The 22,401-nt window shown below is 35.5% G+C and carries 18 protein-coding genes, 8 tRNA genes and 1 pseudogene; all 27 read left to right on the forward strand.

The window, feature by feature from the left end; translation table 11 throughout:
• Positions 1 to 17: 17 nt before the first annotated feature.
• The 27 genes and pseudogenes from A3I1_RS0104645 (at position 18) to A3I1_RS0104775 (ending at position 22,360) form a co-directional block, all read left to right on the forward strand.
• Positions 18 to 413, forward strand: coding sequence for a hypothetical protein (locus tag A3I1_RS0104645; protein ID WP_018370126.1), 396 nt, complete (start codon positions 18 to 20; stop codon positions 411 to 413).
• Positions 410 to 1,258: a hypothetical protein gene (locus A3I1_RS0104650; RefSeq protein ID WP_018370127.1), complete on the forward strand. Its 849-nt coding sequence runs from the start codon at positions 410 to 412 to the stop codon at positions 1,256 to 1,258. The genes A3I1_RS0104645 and A3I1_RS0104650 overlap by 4 nt, the downstream gene beginning before the upstream one ends.
• Positions 1,251 to 1,910 carry an ABC transporter ATP-binding protein gene (locus tag A3I1_RS0104655; protein WP_018370128.1) on the forward strand — a complete coding sequence of 220 codons (660 nt, stop codon included), beginning with the start codon at positions 1,251 to 1,253 and terminating at the stop codon, positions 1,908 to 1,910. Before A3I1_RS0104650 ends, A3I1_RS0104655 begins: the two co-directional genes overlap by 8 nt.
• Positions 1,911 to 2,195: 285 nt before the next feature.
• Positions 2,196 to 3,449 carry a phosphoribosylamine--glycine ligase gene (purD, locus tag A3I1_RS0104660; RefSeq protein ID WP_018370129.1) on the forward strand — a complete coding sequence of 418 codons (1,254 nt, stop codon included), beginning with the start codon at positions 2,196 to 2,198 and terminating at the stop codon, positions 3,447 to 3,449.
• Entirely contained in the window at positions 3,446 to 3,934 is a 489-nt protein-coding gene (gene purE / locus A3I1_RS0104665; protein WP_018370130.1) for a 5-(carboxyamino)imidazole ribonucleotide mutase, read from the forward strand. The genes purD and purE overlap by 4 nt, the downstream gene beginning before the upstream one ends.
• Positions 3,921 to 5,003, forward strand: a complete 1,083-nt coding sequence (gene purK / locus A3I1_RS0104670) for a 5-(carboxyamino)imidazole ribonucleotide synthase (protein ID WP_018370131.1) — start codon at positions 3,921 to 3,923, stop codon at positions 5,001 to 5,003. The genes purE and purK overlap by 14 nt, the downstream gene beginning before the upstream one ends.
• Before the next feature lie 94 nt (positions 5,004 to 5,097).
• Positions 5,098 to 6,393: an adenylosuccinate lyase gene (gene purB / locus A3I1_RS0104675; protein WP_018370132.1), complete on the forward strand. Its 1,296-nt coding sequence runs from the start codon at positions 5,098 to 5,100 to the stop codon at positions 6,391 to 6,393.
• 103 nt (positions 6,394 to 6,496) lie between these two features.
• The gene (locus A3I1_RS0104680) at positions 6,497 to 7,399 is read left to right on the forward strand and encodes a helix-turn-helix domain-containing protein (RefSeq protein ID WP_018370133.1); all 903 of its coding nucleotides are present in this window, start codon (positions 6,497 to 6,499) and stop codon (positions 7,397 to 7,399) included.
• 193 nt (positions 7,400 to 7,592) lie between these two features.
• Positions 7,593 to 8,591, forward strand: a complete 999-nt coding sequence (ruvB, locus tag A3I1_RS0104685; protein ID WP_026216761.1) for a Holliday junction branch migration DNA helicase RuvB — start codon at positions 7,593 to 7,595, stop codon at positions 8,589 to 8,591.
• A 148-nt stretch (positions 8,592 to 8,739) separates the two neighbouring features.
• Positions 8,740 to 9,174, forward strand: coding sequence for a low molecular weight protein-tyrosine-phosphatase (locus A3I1_RS0104690; RefSeq protein WP_026216762.1), 435 nt, complete (start codon positions 8,740 to 8,742; stop codon positions 9,172 to 9,174).
• Between the two features lie 22 nt (positions 9,175 to 9,196).
• Positions 9,197 to 9,586, forward strand: a complete 390-nt coding sequence (locus tag A3I1_RS0104695; RefSeq protein ID WP_018370136.1) for an MORN repeat-containing protein — start codon at positions 9,197 to 9,199, stop codon at positions 9,584 to 9,586.
• Positions 9,583 to 11,358 carry an acyltransferase family protein gene (locus tag A3I1_RS0104700; RefSeq protein ID WP_018370137.1) on the forward strand — a complete coding sequence of 592 codons (1,776 nt, stop codon included), beginning with the start codon at positions 9,583 to 9,585 and terminating at the stop codon, positions 11,356 to 11,358. Before A3I1_RS0104695 ends, A3I1_RS0104700 begins: the two co-directional genes overlap by 4 nt.
• A 241-nt stretch (positions 11,359 to 11,599) precedes the next feature.
• On the forward strand, positions 11,600 to 14,182 hold the full coding sequence (adhE, locus tag A3I1_RS0104705; protein WP_018370138.1) for a bifunctional acetaldehyde-CoA/alcohol dehydrogenase: 2,583 nt from the start codon (positions 11,600 to 11,602) through the stop codon (positions 14,180 to 14,182).
• Positions 14,183 to 14,372: 190 nt separating this feature from the next.
• Positions 14,373 to 14,462: transfer RNA gene (locus tag A3I1_RS0104710), tRNA-Ser, on the forward strand.
• Positions 14,463 to 14,475: 13 nt separating this feature from the next.
• Positions 14,476 to 14,549: transfer RNA gene (locus A3I1_RS0104715), tRNA-Met, on the forward strand.
• A gap of 10 nt (positions 14,550 to 14,559) precedes the next feature.
• Positions 14,560 to 14,632, forward strand: a tRNA-Phe gene (locus A3I1_RS0104720).
• A 14-nt stretch (positions 14,633 to 14,646) separates the two neighbouring features.
• A tRNA-Tyr gene (locus tag A3I1_RS0104725) sits at positions 14,647 to 14,727 on the forward strand.
• A gap of 5 nt (positions 14,728 to 14,732) precedes the next feature.
• A tRNA-Trp gene (locus tag A3I1_RS0104730) sits at positions 14,733 to 14,803 on the forward strand.
• Between the two features lie 11 nt (positions 14,804 to 14,814).
• A tRNA-His gene (locus tag A3I1_RS0104735) sits at positions 14,815 to 14,887 on the forward strand.
• An 8-nt stretch (positions 14,888 to 14,895) separates the two neighbouring features.
• A tRNA-Gln gene (locus A3I1_RS0104740) sits at positions 14,896 to 14,967 on the forward strand.
• Between the two features lie 11 nt (positions 14,968 to 14,978).
• A tRNA-Leu gene (locus tag A3I1_RS0104745) sits at positions 14,979 to 15,062 on the forward strand.
• A 240-nt stretch (positions 15,063 to 15,302) separates the two neighbouring features.
• Complete coding sequence (locus tag A3I1_RS0104750; RefSeq protein WP_018370139.1) at positions 15,303 to 16,016, forward strand: class I SAM-dependent methyltransferase; 714 nt, start codon at positions 15,303 to 15,305, stop codon at positions 16,014 to 16,016.
• A 175-nt stretch (positions 16,017 to 16,191) separates the two neighbouring features.
• Positions 16,192 to 16,386 carry a hypothetical protein gene (locus A3I1_RS08440; RefSeq protein ID WP_026216763.1) on the forward strand — a complete coding sequence of 65 codons (195 nt, stop codon included), beginning with the start codon at positions 16,192 to 16,194 and terminating at the stop codon, positions 16,384 to 16,386.
• Positions 16,387 to 16,397: 11 nt separating this feature from the next.
• The gene (locus tag A3I1_RS0104760) at positions 16,398 to 16,784 is read left to right on the forward strand and encodes a hypothetical protein (RefSeq protein ID WP_018370141.1); all 387 of its coding nucleotides are present in this window, start codon (positions 16,398 to 16,400) and stop codon (positions 16,782 to 16,784) included.
• Positions 16,785 to 17,015: 231 nt separating this feature from the next.
• Positions 17,016 to 17,165: a hypothetical protein gene (locus tag A3I1_RS08515; protein ID WP_169332634.1), complete on the forward strand. Its 150-nt coding sequence runs from the start codon at positions 17,016 to 17,018 to the stop codon at positions 17,163 to 17,165.
• Between the two features lie 129 nt (positions 17,166 to 17,294).
• A pseudogene (locus tag A3I1_RS08690) lies at positions 17,295 to 17,806 on the forward strand (GrpB family protein).
• A 168-nt stretch (positions 17,807 to 17,974) separates the two neighbouring features.
• Positions 17,975 to 22,360 carry a PolC-type DNA polymerase III gene (locus tag A3I1_RS0104775; RefSeq protein WP_018370143.1) on the forward strand — a complete coding sequence of 1,462 codons (4,386 nt, stop codon included), beginning with the start codon at positions 17,975 to 17,977 and terminating at the stop codon, positions 22,358 to 22,360.
• Positions 22,361 to 22,401 lie beyond the last annotated feature (41 nt).

The raw sequence follows: 22,401 nt of genomic DNA on the forward strand, positions 1-22,401 counted from the left end.
TGTTGGAAGGGAGAGTAATGATTAAAAAATGGTGGTATTTGTATGGTATCCTGTTCAAACTTGATTTTACAATTGTTTTATTTTTGATGACTCTTGTTTTGACAAATCGATTAAACCTAGTAACTGTGTCTGTTTTGATTTTTGCTCAAGTTGGCTTATGCTTAATTGCAATTAAGGCACGTTTACCAATTTTACGTGTGCATCGCTTGTTGGGAATGGCACGGACAGATATTTTTTATGCCTACTTAAAATGCCATTTCATTGCTCTCTTAATACCTTGCTATATTATTTTAATCAGTTATCCCTTAGAGTTACTCACTGTAAACAGAATCATGGCTATTGTTTGTAGTTTATACAGTATGTATTTATTGAGTGGTTTATCGACTTATTGGTTATTAAGGAGAAGCTTATGACAGCAGTTTATTGGTTAGTGTTGAAAAAACGATGGTATGTGTTTCTGATTGTTTTTATGATTTATTTTTTTATGAATCTTTTGATATGGAATGAAACCAGTCAATTCATTAGAAATATTTCCAAGGTTCAAGTAATGAAGATTGAAGCTCAAAAGAAAAGTTTCGATTTCGTTTACTATCCTCTTTCAAATCTAACGGATACTGATGTGGAACCTACGATGAACAAGTTGTTTGAACAGTTTTCTGAATTAATCAAACAAGATAAAGTTTATACTAATAAAATGGAGTATCTAGATGGTGGGGAGTTGGTCTTGCTAACTGAAGATGAACTGAAAAAACAATTTTCTCCTGGTCTTTTGGTTGCATCTTTAAATGACTTGATTCTTAGAGATATCACCATTTCAGAGATTGAACAATTTCAAGTCACTATCCGTGAATTAGGAGATGACGTTGAAATTGTGCCTTTTCAAGAACAGTATGACAAAACCCATCAATATTACAGGGATAATATGTTATTTAGTTTGTATGTCGGAAGCTTTCTCATGCTTATCATTTTTTTACTATTGAGATGGCTTGTGGTCTCTACTTGGCGTATTTGTGAAGAAGAGATTAAAGTGCTTAGACTTGTTGGTTTATCCTATAGCCGCTTGAGTCGAGCGGTTACTTTCTTCTTATATAGTCCAATCTTATTAGCGTTATTGACTTTTATCATTAGTGCCCACACTATTTTTTACTTTGGCTTAATTCTCTGGGACTATGTTTATCTGCTAACCCTTGCTGCTTTACAGTTTTTATGGGTAATAGTTATGATTTCTCGACGAGTGAAAGGAGAACTAGATGCTTAAATTAGATGGTATAAAAAAATCTTATAAAGATAAAACTATTTTTCGAGCAATAACTTTTGAAGCAAAAGCAAGCCAAATCACTTTACTTTATGGCGCATCTGGTATAGGAAAGACAACTCTATTAGATATTATTGCTGGCTTAAAATCTTTTCAAGACGGACGCTATCTTTGGCAAGAACAAAATCTGTCAGCGGTTACCGATGAAATCATGAGCAAGTTTCGTGGAAATACCATTGGTTATATTCCTCAAGATTTTGCCTTAATAAATGATTATACAGTCCATGAAAATCTTATTCTTCCAACACTCTATCAAACAGAAAAAAGTGATTCAGAAGTAGCAAGACAAGTCAGTAAATTAGCTAAACGTTTAGGCATTGAAGACATCTTAGATAAAAAAGTTAAGCAGATTTCAGGTGGTCAAAAACAGCGAGTAGCTATTGCAAGAGCCTTAATTGGTGATAAAGCCTTACTTTTAGCTGATGAACCAACAGCTAATTTAGATAAAGAAAATATAGCTATTGTTTGTGAGTTATTACTTGAACAAAAGTTATCTGGGAGAACGATTGTTATTGCAACGCATGATGATCGATTAAGACAGCTAGCAGATCGTATCTACACTATTGAAAATCACAAATTACACCTAGCAGAATAGGAAGAGAGTAATGTTAACGACAAGTTAATCAATATAAAAGAGATTTAATGAATTATTGTGGTTGATTAAATAAGCTTGTAGATAAAAAGCATTTTACTATTTTCAAGATATGATATTCTTAATCATTTTATCTATTTCAGCTATTGTGACTTAAAAAGAAGACAAATGGAGCAGTTAAGTTTGTCTTTTTTTTTATTTTTTTGCTTAAAAACACATTATCTCATATAAAAAACCGAACATTTTTGATATAATGGTCTTATAAAATCCGTTTATTGAGGTGAAGATGTGAAATTACTGGTTATTGGTTCAGGTGGTAGAGAACATGCTATCGCAAAACAATTATTACGTTCAGAAAATGTAGAAACCGTTTATGTTGCTCCAGGCAATGACGGTATGACACTTGATGGTTTAGAGTTAGTTGACATAGCAATTTCCGAACATGAAGCGCTTATTGCTTTTGCGAAGGAAAAAGACATTAATTGGGCTTTTATTGGACCTGATGATGCTTTAGCTGCTGGAATTGTGGATGATTTTGAAAAAGCAGGTTTAAAAGCTTTTGGGCCATCTAAAAAAGCGTCTGAGCTAGAATGGTCAAAAGATTTTGCTAAAACCATTATGGCAAAATACCAGATTCCAACGGCAGACTATAAGACCTTCACTGATTTTGAAGAAGCAAAAGCTTATATCCAAACAAAAGGTGCCCCAATTGTTGTTAAGGCCGATGGCTTAGCACTTGGAAAAGGGGTTGTTGTTGCTGAAACTGTAGACGATGCCATTTCTGCCGCTAGAGAAATGTTACTTGATAATAAATTCGGCAATTCAGGTGCACGCATTGTTATTGAAGAATTTTTAGAGGGTGAAGAGTTCTCCTTGTTTGCCTTTGCTAATGGTGAAACCTTCTATCTTTTACCGAGTGCACAAGACCACAAGCGTGCTTATGATGGAGATAAAGGGCCAAATACCGGAGGAATGGGTGCTTACTCACCAGTCCCTCATTTACCTCAAGAAGTGATTGACCAAGCTGTTGAAAAGATTATTAAACCAACGCTTCAAGCAATGGTCAAAGAAGGACGTTCTTATCTTGGTGTTTTATATGCAGGTTTGATATTAACAGTAGATGGTCCCAAGGTGATTGAATTTAATGCTCGTTTTGGTGATCCAGAAACACAAATTATCTTACCGCGATTAACGTCAGATTTAGCTCAAGCTATTGATGATATTCTAAACAATAAACCAGCTACACTTACATGGCTTCAAGAAGGAGTAACACTTGGTGTGGTAGTTGCAAGTAACGGTTATCCTCTTGGGTATGACAAGGGTGTTAAAGTGCCAATGACAAAAAATCATGATATCATTACTTACTTTGCAGGGGTGACCAATAAAGATAATCACTTGGTATCAAGTGGTGGACGTGTTTATATGCTTGTTACCACTCAAAATACCGTCAAAGAAGCACAAGATGTGATTTACCATGCACTAGAAAAAGAAAACACAGAAGGGTTCTTCTACAGAAAAGATATTGGGAGTAAAGCACTATGACAACAGAGATTGCGATTATTATGGGGAGTAAATCCGACTGGTCAACCATGGTGAAAACTGCTGAAATACTTGATCAATTTGGAGTTGCTTATGAGAAAAAAGTGGTTTCTGCTCATAGAACACCGGATTTGATGTTTGATTTTGCCGAAAATGCACGCAAGCGTGGTATCAAGGTGATTATTGCAGGGGCAGGCGGTGCCGCCCATCTACCAGGAATGGTGGCAGCCAAAACAACCTTGCCAGTTATTGGTGTGCCAGTTAAATCACGCGCCTTAAGTGGTGTCGATTCACTTTATTCCATTGTACAAATGCCAGGTGGTGTACCTGTAGCAACAATGGCGATTGGCGAAGCGGGAGCAACAAATGCTGCCTTGACAGCACTCAGAATCTTAGCAACAACTAATGAAGAACTCGCTGAAAAATTAAGTGACTATGCTAAACAACAAGGAGAACTAGCGGAGGCTTCTACAGATGAACTTATCTAAAACGATTGGCATTATCGGTGGAGGTCAATTGGGACAGATGATGGCTATTTCAGCCATTTATATGGGTCACAAGGTGATCACGCTTGACCCTGTTGCTGATTGTCCAGCCTCACGCGTCAGTGAAGTGATTGTGGCGCCTTACGATGATGTGAATGCCTTACAAGAATTGGCTGAGCGTTGTGATGTCTTGACCTATGAATTTGAAAATGTGGATGCCGATGGTCTAGATGCCGTTGTAAAAAAAGGTCAACTCCCTCAAGGAACCGACCTTCTTCGCATTTCACAAAATCGTATTTTTGAAAAAGACTTTCTCACTCAAAAAGCTGGTGTTACTGTAGCTCCTTATTATGTCATTAACAGTAGTAGTGATTTAGACGTTATAGATTTTGCTAAAAAATATGTTCTAAAAACAGCAACAGGTGGCTATGATGGTCATGGACAATTGGTCATCAGATCACAAGAAGACTTACCAGAAGCAAGAAAACTAGCTGATTCCTCAGCCTGTGTTTTAGAAGAGTTTGTTAGCTTTGACAAGGAAATTTCTGTGATTGTTTCTGGAAATGGTAAAGAAGTGACCGTTTTTCCTGTTCAAGAAAATAATCATCGCAACAATATTTTGTCAAAAACAATTGTGCCAGCTCACATCCCAAAAGCCTTGGCTGAAAAAGCACAGGACATGGCAATAAAGATTGCCAAACAGCTGGAGTTATCAGGCACTCTTTGTGTTGAGATGTTTGTGGCGGGTGACACTATTTTGGTCAATGAAATAGCCCCACGTCCTCACAATTCTGGACACTATTCGATTGAGGCTTGTAATTTTTCCCAGTTTGACACGCATATTTTAGGTGTCTTAGGACAACCTTTACCACAAATTCACTTGCACCAACCGGCAGTTATGCTAAATGTTTTGGGGCAACATATTGAAAAAGCTAAAAGTTATGTCTTAGAAAATCCTAACGCCCATCTCCATCTTTACGGTAAACAAGAAGCTAAACACAATCGTAAAATGGGACACGTCACTCTCTTAGAAAAAGATGCTGAAGAGTTTGGTAAGGGAATTGATTTTTAAGAAAAAATCAGAAGAGAAAAGTAGTGGTGATAATTGTTTAAGTTTCACCAGTACATTACAGGTTTTAATTGCTAAAAAGAAATAGGAGAAAATAATGATTGAACGTTATTCCCGTCCTGAAATGGCGGCCATTTGGAGTGAAGAAAATAAGTACCGTGCTTGGTTAGAAGTTGAGATTTTAGCCGACGAAGCTTGGGCTGAATTGGGTGAAATCCCTAAAGAAGATGTAGCAAAAATTCGTGACAATGCTGATTTTGATATTGATCGCATTCTTGAAATCGAACAAGAAACACGTCATGACGTTGTGGCTTTTACACGCGCTGTTTCTGAAACACTGGGTGAAGAGCGTAAGTGGGTTCACTATGGTTTAACCTCAACAGATGTCGTTGATACGGCATACGGTTATCTCTATAAACAAGCCAACGATATTATTCGTCGTGACTTAGAAACCTTTACTAATATTGTCGCGGATAAGGCGCGTGAGCATAAGATGACTATCATGATGGGGCGTACACACGGTGTTCATGCTGAGCCAACAACCTTCGGTTTAAAATTAGCCACTTGGTATAGCGAGATGAAACGCCATCAAGAGCGTTTTGAGCATGCCGCAAAAGGTGTTGAAGCTGGAAAAATCTCTGGTGCAGTAGGTAACTTTGCCAATATTCCACCGTTTGTAGAAGAATATGTCTGTGGTAAACTAGGCATCCGTCCCCAAGAAATTTCAACGCAGGTGCTACCACGTGACTTACACGCAGAGTATTTTGCGACTTTAGCTGGGATTGCCACGTCAATTGAACGCATGGCAACAGAAATTCGAGGATTGCAAAAATCAGAGCAACGTGAAGTGGAAGAGTTTTTCGCAAAAGGACAAAAAGGAAGCTCAGCCATGCCTCATAAGCGTAACCCTATTGGTTCTGAGAATATGACGGGATTAGCGCGCGTGATTCGTGGCCATATGTTAACCGCTTATGAAAATGTGCCACTCTGGCATGAACGCGACATTTCTCATTCTTCTGCAGAGCGTATTATCACACCAGACACCACCATTTTAATCAACTATATGCTAAACCGTTTTGGTAATATCGTTAAAAATTTGACCGTTTTTCCTGAAAACATGCTTCGCAATATGCAGTCTACCTTTGGCTTGATTTATAGCCAACGTGTCATGTTGACCTTGATTGAAAAAGGAATGACAAGAGAAGAAGCTTATGACTTGGTACAACCAAAAACCGCTTATTCTTGGGATAATCAAGTGGCTTTTAAGCCACTGTTAGAAGCTGATAGCGAAGTTACCTCTCGTTTAACACAAGATGAGATTGATGAGTTATTTAATCCTGTTTATTACACTAAACGTGTGGATGATATTTTTAAACGCATTGGTTTAGAATAATCCTTTAAAGAGAGCAACAAAAACGTTGCTCTTTTTGTCTAAATAAGTCAATAAGGATATGATTATAGTTGTGATATACTAAAAATAAATTTTTGGAGGTGCTATGTATAGGTTTGGGGAAAATGTCAAAAGACAGCGTTTAAAAATGGAGATGACACAAGAAGAGCTTTGTGCTTTAGGAGATGAGTTGTCGGTTCGCCAATTAGCTAGGATTGAATCTGGTGAGTCCATACCCACTCTTCATAAAATTCAGTTTATAGCGTCTCAGCTAAAGGTATCAATAGATGATTTGGTTGAAGCAACTGCTTGTGTTTTGCCTAGTCGCTACCAAGAATTAAAGTACTTATTGTTACGCACCCAAACTTATTGTGATTCGACACGTATGCTTGACCGCGAAGCTTATTTAGATGAAATTTATACTGATTACTACGAACAACTACCAGAAGAAGAACAACTAGTCATTGATTGCTTACAGTCAAAAATTGATGTTCATTTAAGTGAGAATATTAATTTTGGAATCACCATTTTAAATGACTATTTTGACCAATTATTACTAAAGAAACAATATACCATTAATGATCTGATTTTAATTGAACTCTATTTTATTTGTATTTCAACAGATCAATTCTCAAAGCGACTTTATCATGAAGAAGCCTATCATTTATTAATGGCTAATATTTTTTCTCAAGTGGATAAATTACCAATCGAAAATCTCTATATTTTAAACAATGTCTTACTAAACAATTTTGGAGTGACCTTACAATTAGGATATCAAAGACATATTGAAGCTATTTTAACAACAAGTCAGTTAATTATGACAAAAATTCAAGATTTTCAGAAAATGCCTATTTTAAAAATGTTACAGTGGAAGTATTATTTAGACTATCATAACAACCATTCAAAGGCCGAAAAAGCATACCAAGAAGCGCTCTCTTTCTCAGATTTAATTGATGATCTCTATCTTAAAGAAAAAATTCAAAAAGAATGGCTCAAAGATAATACATGACATATATGTCATGTATTCTTTTTATGTCTTAAGCTATACTAAAATTACTTTTAAAGACGTAAGGAGGAAGATGTATGCAAAACAATCATATTATTGTTTTTTCTGAGTATGACTGGTGGGGAATGTAAAAAACTCACTTTGATAATCTAGATTATTGGCAGACAACTTAATCATTTTTTGCTATAATATGGCTATGAACAGAATTTTAGATAATGAAATAATGGGTGATGAAGAGGTAGTTGAGCGCACCCTAAGACCACAATATTTAAAAGAGTATATTGGACAAGATAAGGTCAAAAATCAACTTAATATTTTTATCGAAGCAGCTAAAGGTCGTGATGAAGCACTTGATCATGTGTTGTTGTTTGGGCCACCAGGTCTTGGGAAAACAACCATGGCTTTTGTCATTGCTAATGAATTGGGTGTTCATTTAAAGCAAACGAGTGGACCTGCTATTGAAAAATCAGGTGACTTGGTTGCTATTTTAAATGAGTTAGAACCAGGTGATGTCTTATTTATCGATGAAATTCACCGGATGCCTATGGCAATTGAAGAGGTGCTTTATAGTGCTATGGAAGATTTTTACATTGATATCATGATTGGTAATGGTGAGGCTAGTCGCAGTGTTCATCTTGATTTACCACCTTTTACTTTGATTGGGGCAACCACTCGAGCTGGTATGCTTAGCAATCCTTTAAGAGCACGTTTTGGTATTACAGGTCACATGGAATACTATGAAATTGAGGATTTGACGGAAATTGTTGAACGAACAGCTTCTGTTTTTGATATGGCAATCGTCCATGAAGCGGCAATTGAGCTTGCCAAACGTAGTCGTGGAACACCACGTATTGCTAATCGTCTTTTAAAGCGCGTGCGAGATTATGCACAAATCAAAGGAGACGGCACTATCACTCAGCAGATGACAGATAAAGCTTTGAGTATGCTTGATGTTGACCGTGAGGGACTTGATTATGTCGACCAAAAAATTCTTAAAACCATGATTGAGATGTACCAAGGAGGTCCTGTTGGGCTAGGAACTTTATCGGTTAATATTGCTGAAGAGCGTGAGACGGTTGAGGACATGTATGAACCTTATCTCATTCAAAAAGGTTTCTTAATGCGAACCAGATCAGGGCGCGTAGCAACTCAAAAAGCTTATGAGCATCTTGGTTATCCTTATAGTGAAAAATAATTACTTAAAAAGAACTCTCTACATATAAAAAACTGAGAGTTTTTTTAATCATTGAGAAATTAAAAGTGAAAAGAAATTTCAAAAAAGTATAACTTGTTTTGCCTAGAAGTTTATTTTTTTCTGTTATAATAGTGTCAAGGAGATGAGAATCATGAAAATTTGTTTTGTCTGTTTGGGAAATATTTGTCGCAGCCCTATGGCTGAATTTATCATGAAAGATTTAGTCAAGGAAGATGACCGCTTTTATATCGAAAGTAGAGCCACATCTCGTTGGGAAAAAGGGAAACCTATTCATAGTGGCACACAACAAATGTTAGATCAACATAAGATTGATTTCAACCATATGAAAGGTTCTCAACCCATCCGTGTAGAAGATCTTCAAGAATTTGATTATATTATCGGAATGGATGAGAATAATGTTGCTGATTTAAAAAAATTAGCTAAAGGAAAGCTAAAGAAAAAGATTTTTATGTTTGCTAAAAAAGGTATTCCTGACCCTTGGTACACGGGAGATTTTGAAGAGACATATCGTCTAATCTCACAAGGATGTTTAGAGTGGTTGAATTATTTTAATAATCTTTAAAAATCACATAGAAAGTCAAAAAATGGACACATTAAAAAAAATGACATTTTCACGAGAGAAAATAGAACTTATAACGGTTTTTATCATTCTTATCCTAGGAATGAGTGTCTTTTTGATTCCCTTAAAAACAAAGACAGTCTTGACTTATAATGATGGAAAGATTCATTATACTGGGTATGTTGTTAACTATCGAATGAATGGTAAGGGAAAATTAACCTTTGAAAATGGTGATGTATATGAAGGCAATTTTGTCAATGGTATGTTCAACGGCAAAGGAATTTTTATCTCAAACATAGGTTGGTCTTATGAGGGGGATTTTAAAGACGGTCAAGCTGATGGGCAAGGCAAATTAATTGCAAAGGATAAAAAAGTCTATGAAGGGACTTTTAAACAAGGAATTTATCAAAAATGAGAATAAAATGGTTTTCTGTCATTCGTATCACCGGTTTACTCTTGGTGCTACTTTATCACTTTTTTAGGAATGTTTTTCCAGGTGGCTTTATAGGAGTTGATATTTTTTTCACCTTTTCAGGTTATTTAATTACAGCACTTTTAATCGACGAATTTAGTCAAAAACAATCGATTGACTTATTACGTTTCTTTAGACGACGATTTTATCGAATTTTTCCACCACTTATTTTACTGATTTTAATAATTTTACCGCTAACTTTGTTAGTCAAGCAAGATTTTGTTGCAGATATTGGACGTCAAATAGCAGCAATGCTTGGTTTTACAACTAATGTCTATGAACTCTTAATTGGTGGCAATTATGAAAGTCAATTTATTCCTCATTTATTTTTACATACGTGGAGTTTGGCGATTGAGGTGCATTTTTATATTATCTGGGGCTTTTTAACTTGGTTATTGTCTAAACGAATTAAAAAAAATACAGATTTTAGACGTCTTATTTTTATATTGTCAGTGGTCTTGTTTGTCGTTAGTTTTTTGAGTATGTTTATTAGATCATTTTTTGTTGATCAATTTTCTACTGTGTATTTCTCAACTCTATCTCATAGTTATGGCTTCTTTTTAGGTGCTATATTTGCTACGATGACGGGTATTCAAGAAACAACGAAACAATTTAAAATCAATGTTCGCTCATGGCAATTAAAGCCAGTATTAATTGTTTTTGCTTTAAGTCTTTCATTAATTTTATTATTGTCACGTCTTCTTGATTTTAATCACATCTTTACCTATTTATTTGGCTTTATATTAACAAGCTTATTTACAGGAGTGATGATTTATTCAAGTCGTGTCTTACATGAAAAAACACCTGATATCAAAGAACCAAAGGCAATTACCGTTTTATCTGATATTAGCTACAGCATTTACCTTTTTCACTGGCCACTTTATATTATTTTCACTCAATTAATGAATAACTGGGCTGCGGTTTTGTTGACAACACTATTGTCTGTCGCTTTTGCTTCACTATCATTTTATGTGATTGAACCTATCGTTGCGGGAAGAACACCAATTATTCTAGGTTTTCCATTTAACTTTAAAGAGTATTCAAAATGGTTAATTGGAAGTTTGGGAACACTTGTTGTTATCAGTTTGTTTGTTATTGTAAGGTCTCCTAAAGTGGGTGCTTTTGAAACCGATTTATTGATTAATTCACTAAAACAAGCTGACACTAATATGGATAGAACTCATATGTTAACTGCAGGAGATGCCTCTGCAATTAGTGATATTATGATTATTGGAGACTCTGTTACCTTGCGAGCTAGTGATACGATTAGCCAGCAACTACCAGAAGCACAGCTAGACGCTGCCATTAGCCGTAATTTTCCACTAGCTTTTGAGATTTATAAAAATCATATTGATAATAAAACCCTGTCAAAAACAGTTGTTTTGGCAGTTGGTGTTAATTCACCCTATAACTATCAAGCTGAAATCATGCAGTTTGTGGATAATTTACCAGAGGGATATCGCTTGGTTTTAGTAACACCATACAATGTCAAAGATGGCAGTATAGAGAATGTGCGAAATTATGAACTGGAATTAGCTAAGCAATATGACTATATTGAAGTGGCAGATTGGTATCAAGCCTCAATAGATAATCCAAATATTTGGGCTGGAACAGATGGTGTCCATTTTTCTATCTCTGATTCATCTGGTTCTGACCTTTATGCCCAAACAATAAAAGAAGCTATTGAAACAGTTGCTAGAAAACCAGCAAAATAATTTTATGAAATAAAATTGGAACACTTCTTATTTTTAAAAATCAAGAAGTGTTTTTTCTTGTCAGTAAAGTGATATGAAAAGCTAAGAGTTAGAAAAATTTCATAGGTTTTCAGTCAATAACATTAAAATTTTCAAAAAAAATGAAAAAATTATTGTGAAACTATTTACAAACTATTTAAATTAAGATATAATGAAAACATAAAAATTGTGAAACATTTAACAATGTTGGAGGAAATAACTTATGGTAACTAAAACTACTGATGCACAAACTATGATTGATCAGTTGGCTCAAAAAGCGACCAAAGCTTTACACGCTATGGAAGATTTCACACAAGAACAAGTAGATTCTATTGTTCACCATGCAAGTATGGCGGCACTAGAAAAGCATATGCCTTTAGCAAAAATGGCGGTTGAAGAAACAGGTCGTGGTATCTACGAAGATAAAGCTATTAAAAATATGTACGCTTCAGAGTATATCTGGAATGCGATTAAATATGATAAGACAGTTGGTGTTATCGCAGAAGATAAAGAAGCTGGTTTGATTTCTATTGCTGAGCCGGTTGGAGTGATTTGTGGAGTGACACCAACAACTAATCCAACTTCAACAACGATTTTCAAGGCTTTAATTGCTTTAAAAACAAGAAATCCAATCATCTTTGCCTTTCATCCATCAGCTCAAAAATGTTCTGCAGAGGCTGCTCGTATTGTTCGTGACGCTGCAATTGAAGCTGGTGCACCAGAGGATTGTGTGCAATGGGTTGAACAACCAAGTATTGAAGCAACTGGTGCCTTGATGAACCATCCTTTAATTGCAACAATTCTTGCAACAGGTGGTCCTGGTATGGTTAAGGCTGCCTATTCAAGTGGAAAACCTGCTCTTGGTGTAGGTCCAGGGAATGTACCAAGTTATATTGCAGCAGATGCTAAAATTAAGCGTGCTGTTAACGATTTGATTGTTTCAAAAACCTTCGATAATGGTATGATTTGTGCTTCTGAGCAAGCTGCTATTGTTGATGCTTCTGTTTATGATGAGGTAAAAGCAGAATTTGAAGCCCACAACTGTTTTATTGTTTCTAAAAAAGCAGATATTAAAAAGTTAGAAAAAGCAGTTCTTAATGAAGCAAAAACTGCTGTTAATCCTAAAATCGTTGGTTATTCAGCTGAATTTATTGCTGAATTAGCAGGCATCAAAGTACCAAAAGGCACTAAAATTATTTTGGCAGAAATTCCAGATGCTACAATGGAACATCCATTAGCACTTGAAAAACTCTCTCCAGTTCTTGCACTCATCAAAGCAAGTGACGTTGAGGATGCTTTAGAAAAATGTGATAAAATGTTGAACCTTGGTGGTTTAGGACATACTGCAGTTATCCACACAGAAGACGAAGACCTTCAAATTCGCTTTGGACTTCGCATGAAAGCTTGTCGTATCCTTGTTAACTCACCATCAGCTGAAGGTGGTATCGGAAATATCTATAATGAAATGATTCCATCGTTAACACTTGGTTGTGGCTCACATGGACGCAACTCAGTATCACACAATGTGGGGGCAATTGATTTGATTAACGTTAAAACACTAGCAAAGCGCCGTAATAACATGCAATGGTTTAAATTACCACCAAAAATCTATTTTGAAAAAAATTCCATCATGTACCTTCGTAAAATTCAAGCAGAGAAAGTTATGATTGTCTGTGATCCAGGAATGGTTAAATTTGGCTATGCTGATTTAGTGAAAAAACAATTGCAACTAAATAAAAATAATCCATCTGTGAAAGTCTTCTCAGAGGTAGAGCCAAACCCATCAACTAACACTGTTTACAAGGGACTTGAAATGTTTAACGAGTTTCAACCAGATACCATCATTGCTTTAGGTGGTGGTTCTGCGATGGATGCTGCAAAAGCAATGTGGATGTTCTTTGAGAATCCTGATGTTAGCTTCTTTGGTGCTAAACAAAAATTCTTAGATATTCGTAAACGTACCTATAAAATTCCTTATGCAGAAAAAACAACCTTTATCTGTATTCCAACAACATCAGGAACAGGATCAGAAGTAACACCATTTGCTGTTATCACTGATAGTGATGACCACACTAAGTACCCACTAGCTGACTATGCATTGACACCAGATGTTGCTATTGTTGACCCAGCTCTTGTTATGAGTGTTCCTGCCAGTGTTACAGCAGATACAGGAATGGATGTTTTGACACATGCGATTGAATCTTATGTCTCAGTAATGGCAAGTGATTATACACGTGGTTTATCTCTTCAAGCTATCAAACTAGTTTTTGACTATCTTGAAAAATCAGTGAATACACCAGATGAAGAATCACGCGAAAAAATGCATAACGCTTCAACTATGGCGGGAATGGCTTTTGCTAATGCCTTTCTAGGTATTTGTCACTCTATCGCTCACAAAGTTGGTGGTGAATGGGGTGTTCCTCATGGTCGTACTAATGCCATCTTACTGCCACATATCATCAGATACAATGCCAAAGATCCTCAAAAACATGCTATGTTCCCTAAATATGACTACTTCCGTGCAGAAAAAGACTATGCTGATATTGCACGTTTCATGGGATTTGAAGGTGAAACAGATGAAGAATTGGCAGAAACACTTGCTCGCAAGGTTTACGAGCTTGGTCAATCAATCGGTATTAAAATGAACTTTAAGTCACAAGGTGTGACTAAAGCACAACTTAAAGCAGATGCTGATCGTTTAGCTGAAAAAGCTTACGAAGACCAATGTACAACTGCAAATCCAAAAGAACCACTCATTTCAGAATTAAAAGAAATTATTGAAATCGCCTTTGATTATGAAGGGTAATCCTTGACACCAGTTCTCCTTGAGAATTGGTGTTTTTTATTTATATTCAATAGACTTTATTCAGAAAACTTGTTTAGGCAAATCAGTTAAAAATATGATATGATAAGAAAAAGACTTTATGAAACAAGGGAGAGCGCAATGACGTTAATTTACCAATCAACAAGAGATGCTAAAAACACAGCAACCGCNTGGAGGATTACCCAAGTCCGGCTGAAGGGAACGGTCTTGAAAACCGTCAGGCGTGTAAAAGCGTGCGTGGGTTCGAATCCCACATCCTCCTTATATATTGTTAACGCGGGATGGAGCAGTTCGGTAGCTCGTCGGGCTCATAACCCGAAGGTCGTAGGTTCAAATCCTGCTCCCGCAATATAAAAAATGGCTCGGTAGCTCAGTTGGTAGAGCAATGGATTGAAGCTCCATGTGTCGGCGGTTCGATTCCGTCTCGCGCCATGTATTATAAAAACGGAAAGATAGCGAAGAGGCTAAACGCGGCGGACTGTAAATCCGCTCCTTCGGGTTCGGGGGTTCGAATCCCTCTCTTTCCATCACAACGGGCATAGTTTAAAGGTAGAACTAAGGTCTCCAAAACCTTCAGTGTGGGTTCGATTCCTACTGCCCGTGTTTGGAATATGGCGGGTGTGGTGAAGTGGTTAACACACCAGATTGTGGCTCTGGCATTCGTGGGTTCGATTCCCATCACTCGCCTATTTTGTTGGGGTATAGCCAAGCGGTAAGGCAAGGGACTTTGACTCCCTCATGCGTTGGTTCGAATCCAGCTACCCCAGTAGTACTCTTAGCCGGCGTGGCGGAATTGGCAGACGCGCTGGACTCAAAATCCAGTGTCCTCACGGACGTGCCGGTTCGACCCCGGCCGCCGGTATAATTAATAAAGACAAGTTTTTATACTTGTCTTTTTTTTTTTACCTACGGATATGATATTAGTTTTTTAATTTTCACCAATTTTTAATACATTCATTATTTTAGTTTCAAATACTTTTTTGAAACTATGATATAATTTTTTTAGTTATATGTGTTTAATGATAAAATAATCAATTAAATTGTGATATGATTATAATTTTTTTCAGTTTTTATTTTCTTGAAAAAGTATAGGAGGAATGTTATGTCAGCTAATCTAGATAACTATAAAAATATGTTAGAACAACCTTGGGGGAAACTCCAGTATGAAATTACCTTTTCTCAATTGAGTCATATAAAGAACAAAAAGATATTGGATTTTGGCGCTGGTTTTGGTTTAGTTAGTAAATTTTTAGCAAATGATAATGAGGTGGTTTCTATTGAACCAAGTGCTGAAATGTTATTTGCCAATGAAAGCAGCTCTTACAAAAAAATTTTAGGAAGTATTGAACAATTAGAAGCTTTTGAAGATGAGTTTTTTGATATTGTTTTATGTCACAACGTCTTAGAATATGTTTTGGAAGCAGATCGTTTGTTTTATTTAGAACAATTCAAAAGAGTTTTAAAAAGTGGTGGTAGACTCTCAATTATAAAGCACAATCAAGTTGGTAAAGTTATTCAAAGTGTTGTCTTTTCAAATAATATTGGTATGGCCTTAAGTCTTCTAAACGATGAAGTTTTTGAAAGTGCATCGTTTTCACAGGGGACAACTTATACCATTGAAGACTTACTTGATTTGACTCAAATGACACTTGAAAAATATCAAGGAGTGAGGACGTTTTATAGTTTGCAACCCAATGAATTTAAAACACAAGCAGACTGGTTGGAAAAAATGAAAAAAATAGAATTAGCAGTCAGTGATAAAAAGCCATATAAAGATATCAGTTTTTTACAACATGTCTGGCTAATGAAAGAATAATTCAAACATCTAGTTTCCATAATACTAAAAATATCGAATGAGTCTTGTTTTTAGAAATTAAAAACCGGTTTTATTGATTTTTAATGAGAGGCTAACAATTTAACTGTTGATAATTATTGGTCAAAGAGATATAAAAAGGAACTAAAGCTCTAATACAAGATTTTTACTCTTAGGTATGATTTCATGGATTCTTATTCTTGATAAAGATTGTTTCAGTATTTATTATTTTAAGGTATTAGAGATTGTTGCTATAAGGATGGGTATCATGTTTTTATTTGATGATTTAGACTATAATAGTAAAGTTGTTATTGAAAAGAGTTTTTCTGGTGAAAAAAGTATCATATTAGTGGGAATAATGATTATTTATTAAAGATATCTCTATTGTCCTATGTAAGTAAAAAACAGCTTGAAATCAAATATTCCAAAGCTTTATCTTCTGTAAAAATCAATGTTTCTTCACTTATAGATATTAAATATGGAGAAAATCATATTGAAAGTCTATACCCTTGGATAAATGGGCAAGATTTTAGTCGTTATTCTAAAACTCTCTCTAAAACTGCACGTTATCAATATGGTTTTTTGGCGGGAGAATACCTTAGGCAAATTCATTCTGTCATTATAGATGAACCGGTTTCTGATTGGGAAACGATTTTTAACTGTAAAATTGATAAAAAAATAGCAGCATTTAATCCTGTAAAAGCTTACTATCCGAAAGGAAAAATCTTTATTGACTTTATTAATCAGCATCGTTATTTATTAGAAAACTGACCACAAACATTGTGCCATGGAGATTACCATGTGGGTAATATGATGGTTGAAGAAAAAATAAAAAATTAACTATTGTTGATTTTGGTTCTTTAGACATTGGCGACCCTTATGAAGAATTTAATAGGATGGTCTGGAATGCTATTCACTCTGAAGATTTTGCTAGCGGGGTCTTACAAGGCTATTTTGTTAACAACTCAATCCCCGATGATTTTTGGCTATTGATTTTTTTATATGGCAGTTGATATTATTAGTTCAATTAGTTGGGCACTCAATCGTGGAGATCAACAAATGGTTACAATGCAAACAAGGGCTGATAAAGTATTAGAATGGTATGATTCTTTTAATCTTCTTATACCAAGGTTTTATCAGTCACTAGTTTAATTAATAACAGTTTAAAAGAAGGATCAACACTTGTTTTCTTTTTAGGTGTATTTAGTTTAAGGAAAAGATGAAATAATAGCAAATCGTAAAATGAAGTGCTTTGAGGAGAAATAAATGAAAAAACGAGAAATGTTTTTGTCACCATACAATCCTAACTGGGTGAGGCAATTTGAAAAGATAAAAGTTAACCTAATTAATCTTTTATCGAACCAGATTATAGACGTACATCATTTTGGCTCAACAGCTGTTATAGGAATGTCTGCTAAACCAATTATTGATGTTTTGGTTATTGTCGATAAAATTGAAGCAATCGATTTCTATAATAAACAATTAAAACAGTTGGGTTATGTCGCAAAAGGAGAAAATGGATACCAGGAAGAAGATATTTTGAAAAATATGCATCTGATACCATCACTCATTTAGTCCATCTTCACTTTTATCAAGATGGTAATCGTAAAGCAATTGAAGAATTAAAGTTTAGAGATTTTCTAAGAAATAATCGCGAAGCTTTTGAGCGTTATTTGGACATTAAAAAGGAGGCCAGCCAGTTATACCGCCATTCACCAGAGCAGTATCAAGAATACAAATCAGTCGTTATTAGGGAATTAATTGAAAGAGCTAATAAAGATTGTTCTCTTTAGAAGAGACATTAATCTATTATAGAGAGGTTAATAGACTGCTTATAATTGATTGTTTTAACTATAATTCTCCAAAAGATAGGTGTGGTTGCTTATCTTTTTCTTATTTTCCTAATCCTATCTTTTTTATAATTGTGGTAAAATAGAATTACGATTTGATAAGGAGTAATCATGACGGATTTATTCAAGCAATTACTAGACCAAATAGCTATTCCTGATGATTTGAAAGAATCAGCAGTTTTTTCAGGTGCTGAGATTGAGCGTGTTTTGGTTAATGCCCAAAAAAGAAATTGGGAATTTTATTTTTCTTTTAATCAATTGTTGCCCATTTCAGTCTATCGAGTTTTAAGACAGTCATTGGCAACAACTTTTGCATCTTTAAACATTAAAGCAACTCTTTTTTTATCTGTTAAAAATATTGTTGTGACTGATGAAATCCTTAGGGCTTATTACCAAGAAGCTTTTGATTCTGAACTTTGTCAGAGCATGAGTTTTAAGAGTTCTTTTTCTCACTTAGCAGTTTATTATGAGAATGATACCATCTTTATCAAGGCACCTCACTTTTTAAATAATGAACATTTTCGTAAGAATCATTTACCTAATCTGGCAAAACAATTTGAAGCCTTTGGTTTTGGCAAAATTTCATTTGATATTGTTTCAAGCGATGAGTTGACGAAATCTATTGTTGAAGAATTTGAAACTGGTAAAAATCAATTAATTGAAACAGCGACTAAAGAAGTTATTGAAGCTCAAAAATCTTTAGAAGCCTTGCAACCTCAACAAGAAGTGACAAATACTTCTTATCAAGAGCGCACAACGATGAGGCAAGCTAGTTTTGCTAAGGCCGAAATCACTCCAATGATTGATATTTTTGAAGAAGAAAATAGGATTGTTTTTGAGGGACTTGTTTTTGCTGTAGAAAGAAAAAAAACACGTACAGGACGCTATATTATCAATTTTAAAATGACGGATTATACCTCTAGCTTTGCCTTACAAAAATGGGCTAAAGATGAGGAAGACTTGAAAAATTTTGATATCATAGCTAAAGGATCTTGGTTACGTGTTCGAGGAAATATTGAAAATAATCAATTTACTAAGTCTTTAACAATGAATGTTCAAGATATTAAAGTCATTGACCATGAAGAGCGTCAAGACAAAATGCCTGAAGGACAAAAACGGGTAGAATTTCATGCTCATACCAACATGTCGACTATGGATGCCTTACCAACTGTTGAAGATTTGATTGCTCGAGCAGCTAAATGGGGACATAATGCTATTGCTATAACCGATCATGGTAATGTACAAAGTTTTCCACATGGTTATCATGCAGGTAAAAAAAACAATATTAAGGTCATTTTTGGACTTGAAGCCAATCTAGTTGAAGATAAGGTTCCTATTACTTACAATGAAGTCGATTTAGACCTCAATGAAGCCACTTATGTTGTTTTTGACGTCGAAACAACTGGCTTATCAGCAGTGAACAACGATTTGATTCAAATTGCGGCCTCTAAGATGTACAAGGGAAATATCATTGAACAGTTTGATGAATTTATTAATCCTGGTAATCTTCTTAGCTCATTCACTTCTGAATTAACAGGGATTACCAATCAACATCTACAGGGAGCAAAACCTTTGTTACAAGTTTTACAAGAATTTCAAGATTTTTGTCAGGATACGGTTCTTGTAGCTCATAACGCCACTTTTGACGTTGGTTTTATGAATGTTAACTATGAGCGAAATGGTTTGTCTCCAATCACTCAACCGGTTATTGACACGTTAGAATTTTCTAGGAACCTATACCCAGATTATAAACGTCATGGTTTGGGACCATTGACCAAGCGGTTCCAAGTGTCTTTAGAACATCATCATATGGCTAACTATGATGCAGAAGCAACTGGTCGTCTTTTGTTTATTTTCCTCAAAGAAGCACAGGAAAAATTGCATATCACTAATCTTCTAGATTTAAATAAAAAAGCAATTTTAAAAGATTCTTATAAAAAAGCAAAAACCAAACAAGTCACTATTTATGTCCAAAACCAAATAGGTTTAAAAAACTTATTCAAAATTGTTAGTCTGTCAAATGTTATCTATTTTGAGGGAGTTCCTCGGATTCCAAGAACAGTTCTTGATGAGTATAGAGAAGGTTTATTGCTTGGTACTGGTGGTGAAGAGGGTGAGGTTTTTGATACTGTTTTATCAGATGGAGTTGAAAAAGCTGTAGAAAAAGCTCAATATTATGATTTTATCGAGGTCATGCCACCTGATTTATATCGTCCTTTAATCGCAAGAGAGTTGATAGCTGACCAAGAAGGTATTGAAACTATTATTAAAGAGTTAATCGATGTCGCTAAACGTGTTGATAAGCCAGTTTTAGCAACAGGTGATGTTCATTATTTAGACCCAGAAGATGAAATCTATCGTGAAATTATTGTGCGTAGTCTAGGTCAAGGTGCCATGATAAACCGCCCAATAGGACGAGGGGAGGATGCCCAGCCAGCACCATTACCAAAAGCACATTTTAGGACAACTGACGAGATGCTTGAGGAATTTGCTTTTCTAGGAGAAGATTTAGCTTACGATATCGTTGTTAACAATCCAAATATTATGGTTGATCGTTTTGAAGCAATTGATGTGGTTAAAAGTGATCTTTATACTCCTTTCATCGAAGGAGCAGAAGAAGAAGTGGCAAGACTTACCTATGAGAAGGCTTTTGAGATATATGGGAATCCCTTACCAGATATTATTGATTTGCGAATTGAAAAAGAGTTGACTTCAATTTTAGGAAATGGGTTTGCTGTCATTTATCTGAGTTCTCAAATGCTTGTGCAACGCTCCAATGATCGTGGATATTTGGTTGGTAGCCGTGGTTCTGTTGGTTCCAGTTTTGTTGCTACAATGATTGGTATCACAGAAGTTAACCCTATGCCTCCTCACTATGTTTGTCCAAGTTGTCAACATTCAGAATTTATTACAGATGGTTCTGTTGGTTCGGGTTATGATTTACCCGAAAAGAATTGTCCTCGGTGTGGTATCAAGTATCGTAAGGATGGTCAAGACATTCCTTTTGAAACTTTTCTTGGTTTTGATGGGGATAAAGTACCAGATATTGATTTAAATTTTTCTGGTGATGATCAAGCCAACGCTCACTTAGATGTTCGTGACATTTTTGGCGAGGATTATGCCTTTAGAGCAGGAACAGTAGGTACCGTTGCTGACCGAACAGCCTATGGTTTTGTTAAGGGCTATGAAAGTGATTATGGTAAGTTTTATAGTGATGCTGAGATTGATCGTTTGGCTATGGGGACAACGGGCGTAAAAAGAACAACTGGTCAACACCCTGGCGGTATTGTTGTCATTCCAAGTTATATGGATGTCTATGATTTCACACCTGTTCAATATCCTGCTGATGATTTAACAGCTGGTTGGAAGACGACTCACTTTAATTTCCACGATATTGATGAGAATGTTTTAAAACTTGATATTCTCGGCCACGATGATCCGACAATGATTCGTAAACTTCAAGATTTATCTGGCATTGATCCTAAAGAGATTCCTGCTGATGATCCTGATGTGATGAAATTATTTTCTGGAACAGAAGTTCTTGGTGTGACACCTGAGCAAATTGGGACTTCAACTGGTATGCTAGGAATTCCAGAATTTGGTACGAATTTCGTTCGGGGTATGGTGGATGAAACACATCCTACAACTTTTGCTGAGTTATTGCAATTATCAGGGCTATCACACGGGACTGATGTTTGGTTGGGAAATGCACAAGATTTAATCAAGAGAGGCATTGCTGATTTATCAACGGTTATTGGTTGTCGTGATGATATCATGGTTTATTTGATGCATGCTGGTTTAGAACCTAAGATGGCCTTTAATATTATGGAGCGTGTACGTAAAGGCTTATGGCTAAAGATTTCAGAAGAAGAAAGAGAAGCTTATATTAAAGCCATGAGAGAAAATAAAGTCCCTGATTGGTATATTGAGTCTTGTGGTAAAATCAAATACATGTTCCCTAAAGCCCATGCAGCAGCTTATGTTTTGATGGCTTTACGTGTGGCCTATTTTAAAGTTCACTACCCTCTTTATTACTACAGTGCTTATTTTTCTATTCGTGCTAAGGCTTTTGATTTAAAAACAATGAGTGGTGGTCTTGAAGCTGTAAAAGTTAAAATGGCTGAAATTGCTCAAAAACGTAAAAATAACGAAGCTAGTAAGGTTGAAGAAGACTTATACACAACCTTAGAAATTGTTAATGAAATGTTGGAGAGAGGTTTTAAATTTGGCCAATTGGATCTTTATAAGAGTGATTCACATGAATTTTTAATTGAAGGAGATACTCTTATTCCACCATTTATTGCTATGGATGGATTGGGAGAAAATGTTGCTAAACAAGTGGTTAAAGCCAGAACAAAAGGAGAGTTTCTTTCAAAAACAGAGCTACGTAAACGAGGTGGCCTGTCAACAACATTAGTCGAAAAATTAAATGAAATGGGGATTTTAGGTTCACTACCAGAAGATAACCAACTCAGCTTATTTGATGATTTATTTTAGTTATATATTAGAATCCCTAGCCTTATTGGAGAGGGATTTTA

Source organism: Streptococcus marimammalium DSM 18627 (assembly GCF_000380045.1).
In the GTDB taxonomy this organism is placed as follows: domain Bacteria; phylum Bacillota; class Bacilli; order Lactobacillales; family Streptococcaceae; genus Streptococcus; species Streptococcus marimammalium.